Genomic DNA, 7,227 nt, shown 5'->3' on the forward strand with positions numbered 1-7,227 from the left:
AGCAGAGCTTCAAGAAAGGCTTGAAAAGTACTTTGCAGGGGATACTAATGTAAAGTTACCAATACTAACATCTTGTTGTCCTGCGTGGGTTAAATTTATAGAACAAAACTATGGAGATATGTTAGATGTTCCATCATCAGCGAAATCACCAATGCAGATGTTTGCAACAGTTGCAAAAGATTTATGGGGAAAAGAACATGGGCTTGCAAGAGATCAAATCACATCAGTTGCAATTATGCCATGTATTGCTAAAAAATATGAAGCATCAAGACCAGAATTTTCAAGAGGACTTAATTATGATGTAGATTATGTAATTACAACTAGCGAACTTATAAGGATATTTAAAGATTCAAGTATAGATTTACAAGAAATTGAAGGTGAAGAAATTGATCAAGTTTTAGGAGAATACACAGGCGCAGGAATTATATTTGGCAGAACAGGAGGGGTTATAGAGGCTGCCACAAGAACAGCTATAGAAAAAATGACAGGGCAAAGATTAGATAATATAGAGTTTGATTGCCTTAGAGGGTGGGATAGCTTTAGAGCTTGTGAACTTGAGGTAGGAGATATAAAACTTAGGATAGGAGTTACTTATGGACTTAGAGAAGCTGGAAAAATGTTAGATAAAATAAGATCTGGAGAAGAATTTTTCCATGCTATAGAAATAATGGCTTGCGCTGGTGGATGTGTCGGTGGTGGTGGACAGCCTAAAGCTAGAAAAAGACAGGAAGTTTTAGAAAAAAGAGCAGAAGGTTTAAACTCAATAGATCGATCATTACCACTAAGAAGATCAAATGAAAATCCTGCAGTATTGGAAATATATGATAAATATTTAGATCACCCATTAAGTCATAAAGCACATGAACTTCTTCATACCAAATACTTTGTAAGAGTAAAAAAATAAATTATCAGAAATAAAAATGTAAAAATCAGTATGGTATATCACACTGATTTTTACATTTTTATTAAAATTTCAAAAATCCGAGTAGATATAAATAAAAACAAAATAGTATGAATAATTTATTAAATTAAAATAAATACTAAACCATTGAAAAATATAAAGCTATTTTATGTTTTAAAATTATCAAGCGGGGTATAAATAATTTGTGTTAATAAATTATCAAAATATCGGAGGTAACTATTATGAAAATTGTTGTTGTAGGATGTACACATGCAGGAACTGCTGCAGTTGTTAATATGAAAGAGCTTTATCCAGAAAGTAAAATTACTATATATGAAAAAAATAATAATATATCTTTCCTATCTTGTGGTATAGCATTAAATGTTGCAAACGTTGTTACAGAAACCGAAAAATTATTTTACAATTCACCAGAGAGCTTATCAGCTTCTGGTATAATAACAAATATGAAGCACGAAGTTTTAGATATAGACTTTGATAATAAAATTATTTTAGTTAAGAATTTATTAACTGGTGAAGAATTTAAAGATGATTACGATAAATTAGTTCTTACTTTAGGTTCATGGCCAATAGTTCCAAAATTTGAAGGTGGTCAATTAGAAAATATTGTATTATGTAAAAATTATGATCATGCTCAAGTTATAAATAAAAAATGTAAAGATGCTAAAAATGTTGTGGTAATAGGTGCAGGATATATTGGTGTAGAACTTGCAGAAGCATTTGAAATACAAGGTAAAAATGTTACATTAATAGATGCTGAAAATAGAATAATGGCAAAGTACTTAGATAAAGAATTTACTGATATAGCAGAGGCTGAATTTACTAAAAAAGGTGTTAATTTAGTACTTGGGCAAAAGGTGTCTAAATTCGAAGGAATTGATAATAAGGTATCAAAAGTTGTTACAGATAAAGAAGAATTTGAAGCAGACTTAGTGGTATTATGTATAGGATTTGCACCTAGTACTAAGTTAGTTCAAGGTAAACTAGATACTTTGCCTAATGGGGCTATAATAATAGATGATTATATGAGAACAAGTAAAAAGGATGTATTTGCAGCTGGCGATTGCTGTGTAGTTAATTTTAATCCAGCAAATGAAAAAAGATATATACCTTTAGCAACTAATGCAGTAAGAATGGGTACACTAGTTGCCAGAAATTTAATAAATCCTACTTTAAAGTATATGGGAACTCAGGGAACGTCTGGTATTAAAATATATGATTTATGTATAGCTTCAACTGGACTTACAGAAGAAGTTGCTAAAAATACAACAGATTTAAATGTAGGATCAGTAATAGCTAGTGATAATTATAGACCAGAATTTATGCCAACATTTGAAGAAGCTACTGTAAAATTAGTATTTGATAAAGATACTAGAAGAGTAATTGGTGGACAAATAATATCTCAAATAGACTTAACTCAATTTATGAATACATTATCAGTAGTGATACAAAATAATATGACTATAGAAGAATTAGCTATGACAGACTTTTTCTTCCAACCTCATTTTAATAAACCGTGGAGTTTATTAAACATAGCCGCTTTAAAAGCTTTATAAAAATAAAAACTCGAATGATTATAATATAGTTATTCGAGTTTTTTATTTTATAATTTTAAAATTAAACTATATATAATAGTTTTAATTAGTAATATAATTAAATTATAGGAATACATTACTAATATAAAGTTTAAGGATATTGGCAAAATAAAATATAAGGGTCATTAAAAAAGACATGGGTTTAAAAATTCATGTCTTAAATTTTATAAACTGCTTTATATAAATTATATAGAATACATTAAGAGAGGTATATAATATGAATAATTTTAGACTTTCTAAATTTAAAAATAAGATGCTTAATATTCATAGAACTATAGTATATAGCTATATAAAAGACCCTAAGATAAAAGGTGATATAGTTAAATATGGAAAAAGCCGCAGACAATATTATAAAGTATATAATCCAGATACTTCAAACAATATTACTATATTCTTTGTTCATGGAGGAGGATGGTGGCATGGAAATCCGTATTTATACAGTTCTGTAGGAAAGTATTTTTACAAAATGGGATATTCTTCGGTTATAGTAGGATATAGATTAGCACCATTTTATAGATACCCTTCTCAGATAGAAGACGTATTTACGGCATTAAAACATTATACGGAAAATACTATAAATGATAGCATTATAGTGTCGGGGTATTCAGCCGGAGGAGAATTATCTTCTCACTTAGTCTTTGATACTGATAGGCAGAAAAAATATAATATAAATAATAATAATCTAAAAGGGTTTATATCTATATCTGGCGTATTAGATTTTCTTAAATGTAAATCATCTTATTCAAAATTTTTAATTAAAAATTATATTTATGAAAAAGAAATTAAAGATACAAATCCGATAAATTTATTGGATAAAGAGGTTCATATACCGATTATGTGCATACATGGAGATAGTGATAGTCTTATAGATATAGAAAACTCTATATCTTTCGTAAATAAAGTACAAAATTTAGATAAAAATACTATACTAAAAATAATAAAAAAAGCTGAACATGAAGATACTATAGATATTATTAGAGGAAATGGAAATAAATATTCTAAATATATATTAGATTTTATAGAAAATATAGAGAGTCTAAAGCAAAAAGAAAGCTAAATCATAAAAACTTAGTAAAGTACATAAAATATTTTACTAAGTTTTTGTAATTTAAATATATAATGATTATTTTGGGAAGAATAGTAAGTAAGAAAGGGATAATTAAATGAATCAAATAAATAAAAACTACTTTGTAGATAATCTTAAAGTACTACTAATATTTCTAGTAGTATTTGGGCACCTAATAGAACGTTATATAAATACCAATGATACACTAATGGGAATGTATATGTTTATATATACATTTCATATGCCATTGTTTATATTTATATCTGGCTTTCTTTCTAAAAATATACATAAAAGCAAAAAATATTCTTCAAAAACTTATTAGTTCCATACATAGTTCTTAATGTTATATGGTATACCCTAGCTTACTTATATACAGGAGAAAAAAATTTACCAATAATATATCCAGGATGGACATTATGGTTTTTGCTTAGTTTATTTTTCTGGAGAATATCTCTTAAATATTTAATTAAAATAAAATATATACTTCCTATAAGTTTTGTGCTTGGCATAATAGTCGGATTGATTCCTAACGGATCTATCCTATCTTTTTCAAGAACCATATTTTTCTTACCATTTTTTTTATTAGGATACTACTGTGATTTTAATAAATTAGAAAAGTTAAATAAAATAAATGTATGGACTGCTTTACTTGGGGTAATTTTATTTATTGTATTAGGTCTTTACATTGCAGATAAAAATATATTAGACTATAGATTTTTATATGGATCTTATTCATATAAAGAACTTAATATGAATGTTTGGATAGGTATGGCTTATAGAATATTACTTTATATGAGTAGTATAGCATTAAGTTTATTTATATGTATATTAACACCTACTATAAAAACATTTTATAGCAATTTAGCAAAATCTACAATGTATGTATATGCATTTCATATATATGTTGTATTAATTATTTTTTATTTAATACCAACGTGGGATGAAAGTATTTTAACAAAGTGTATAATACTATTTAGCCCATTATTTGTTACTTACTTATTATCTAGTAAAATATTTGCAACTATTTATAAATTTATGTTTTCTTATTTTCATAAATTAATAAAATAAAAATTCTACACAAGTTTAAAAATTAAATAATATATTAATTATAAGCAAAGTAATAAAAAGACGTTAATTAGCATCTTTTTATTACTTTGTTTCTTGATAATAACTTAAATATAGTCTTTATATCATTTACATATATGACAATATTAAATATGCTATAGAGCTTAGATAATATTTTTCATATAAACTTTATATTTTTAAGTCACTCCATTGGAAGAAATTGCATTTCGATTAATTAAATAAAGTTTAACTCTAGAAAACTTTATTTAATTAATCGAATACGGGAATGAATACAAAAATTTCAAAAATGATAGTAAGAAGTAAAAATTTTTAGATGAGTTTTATGGAGAATGGAATTTTAAAGCATAAATTAATAACATAATCATGAATTTCTAATGTAGATTTAGTATATACTATTAAGTGCAGGGGTGATAATATGTATATATTAAACTTGGACACAAGAGAAAAAATAGAAGAATTTAATAAAGATTTTTACAACACAAAAGATTCTTATGTAATGCTTAGCACTCCTAATGAACTTAAATTATTAAAAGATATACTAAATATAGACGAAATAACTTTTAAAGATTGTCTTAACTTTGATGAAAACATAAAATTAGATTTATTTGATGATTATGATTTTTTAAGTGTAAATACTTTTCATTTAAATGGGGTTAATTCTGTTGTAGAAGAGGTAAATATTTATACTTCAGATAACTATATACTAGTAGTATCACAAGAAGAACACTATATATATTGCTTCGTGAAAACACTTATTTTAAATAATATAAAATTAGATGATGCACCACCAATTGTAAGTTTATTTAAAATAAATTACCTAATATTTAAAAATATCATAGTTCATGAATTTGAAAATTTAGAACAAATAGAGGATTTGATACTCGAAATAGAAGATGCTATGATGGATGGCAAAAAAGATGATTATATTTCTCAAATAAATTATGTGCGTTCAATAACTAGATCAGTAGTTAAAAATACTAGACCTCTTTTATATATAGGAGATAGAATTATAAAAGAAAACATAAGATACTTAAAATATTCAGATGTAAAAAAATATAATCTTGAAAACTTGCAAGGATTAGATTTTGGAATAGATAAACTATATGCATTTGCATTATCTACAAGAGAATTAGCAGATAAGCTTTTAGATATTTACTCTTCGCAAGTAGCTGAAAAAACTAATAATCTAATCACTAAACTTACAGTTTTGACTGCAATTTCAGCACCTCTTACTATAATTACAGGGATTTATGGTATGAACTTTAAACATATGCCTGAGTTAGAATTTTTATATGGCTATCCATTAACATTAGGCGTTATGACATGTATTATAGTCATTGGTATTCTTATTTTTAAATTTAATAAGTTATTATAAAAGGCATTTACTTAAAGTAAGTGCCTTTTATATATGCTTATATGTATATCTCTATTTATTTTAAGAGATAATCATAATATAATCTTTTAAGATAAGGAGAATACATATGAAATTGAATAATATAGATGTTTTATTTACAGAAGCTATGACACCTACTAAGTTCGTAAGACTATGCCCAAATATTGGACATACTTTAATTATAGATATTACTAAAAAAGATGTTTTATCAAAAGACATATCAAATATATATTCATGGGTAAACACCTTACTAAGAGTTGAATATGCAAAACAATGTAGAGTAAACCTATGTATACATGACTACGACAATGATGATAGAGAGACTTATGAAATACCTGAAATAGTTGATTATATAAAATATGTATTTGATAGAAGACCTGAATTATATTTTTTTCTAGATTTAGATTCAAAACGATTTGTTGTTGTATGTTATGCCTTAAAAAGATATATCTTAATAAATTCTATTCAAAAAGAAGTAATGTTAGATAAAAATAAAGTATTAGAATTTATTAAAAATGTAACTACTAAAATAAGTATGAATAATAAATTTAATTCTAGCGATGAATTGTATTTGTTATCAGATTTAAAATCTATAATACTATTAAAATAAGATCTATAATGAAATAATTCTATCTATCAATACGGTAATATATAGAAATAGAGTTACTTTATCTAAGTTATGGTATTATATTATTATAATTTAGAAAGGATAATTAAATATGGAAAAACTATATTATACAAATCAATACATAAAAGAATTTAGCGCAGAAATATTAGAAATATTAGAAATAGAAGATAAATATCATATACTATTAGATAAAACAGCCTTTTTCCCAGGTGGAGGAGGACAGTTTTGTGATTTAGGAACAATAGATGTTCATAGTATTTTAGATGTTTATGAAAAGGACAATAAGATTTATCATGTATTAGATAAAAAACCTATAAAAATACACAAAGTAAAATGTAAAATAGATTGGGATAGAAGAGAAGACGGAATGCACCAACATTTTGGACAACATGTATTATCAGGAAGCTTTTATAAATTATTTAATGCTAATACAAGTGCTTTTCATTTAGGTAAAGATATAAGTACAGTAGATATTAATGGCCATCTAACTGAAGAACAAATAAAAGCTGCAGAACTATATGCTAATGAAAATGATAAGTG

7 protein-coding genes and 1 pseudogene are annotated in these 7,227 nt (G+C 25.5%); all 8 read left to right on the plus strand.

The annotated features are described in order from the left end of the window. Positions 1–904 (plus strand): [Fe-Fe] hydrogenase large subunit C-terminal domain-containing protein (locus tag BN899_RS06695; protein ID WP_042274004.1); only part of this gene is annotated, 904 nt, incomplete at its 5' end. Between the two features lie 239 nt (positions 905–1,143). After that, positions 1,144–2,475 (plus strand): FAD-dependent oxidoreductase, encoded by a 1,332-nt coding sequence (locus BN899_RS06700; protein WP_042274006.1) that lies wholly within the window; start codon positions 1,144–1,146, stop codon positions 2,473–2,475. Positions 2,476–2,731: 256 nt separating this feature from the next. Further along, positions 2,732–3,571 carry an alpha/beta hydrolase gene (locus BN899_RS06705; protein WP_042274008.1) on the plus strand — a complete coding sequence of 280 codons (840 nt, stop codon included), beginning with the start codon at positions 2,732–2,734 and terminating at the stop codon, positions 3,569–3,571. A gap of 106 nt (positions 3,572–3,677) precedes the next feature. Then, positions 3,678–3,902 (plus strand): acyltransferase family protein, encoded by a 225-nt coding sequence (locus BN899_RS06710; RefSeq protein ID WP_052356695.1) that lies wholly within the window; start codon positions 3,678–3,680, stop codon positions 3,900–3,902. A 101-nt stretch (positions 3,903–4,003) separates the two neighbouring features. Next, on the plus strand, positions 4,004–4,648 hold the full coding sequence (locus BN899_RS06715; protein WP_052356698.1) for a hypothetical protein: 645 nt from the start codon (positions 4,004–4,006) through the stop codon (positions 4,646–4,648). 433 nt (positions 4,649–5,081) lie between these two features. Continuing rightward, a complete protein-coding gene (locus tag BN899_RS06720) occupies positions 5,082–6,041 on the plus strand; it encodes a CorA family divalent cation transporter (protein ID WP_042274009.1) in 960 nt (319 codons plus the stop codon). Between the two features lie 106 nt (positions 6,042–6,147). Beyond that, the gene (locus tag BN899_RS06725) at positions 6,148–6,669 is read left to right on the plus strand and encodes a hypothetical protein (protein WP_042274011.1); all 522 of its coding nucleotides are present in this window, start codon (positions 6,148–6,150) and stop codon (positions 6,667–6,669) included. A gap of 109 nt (positions 6,670–6,778) precedes the next feature. Then, positions 6,779–7,227, plus strand: a pseudogene (locus BN899_RS06730) (alanyl-tRNA editing protein AlaX-L); the annotation flags it as partial.

This window comes from Faecalimicrobium dakarense, from assembly GCF_000499525.1.
Taxonomy (GTDB): domain Bacteria; phylum Bacillota; class Clostridia; order Peptostreptococcales; family Peptostreptococcaceae; genus Faecalimicrobium; species Faecalimicrobium dakarense.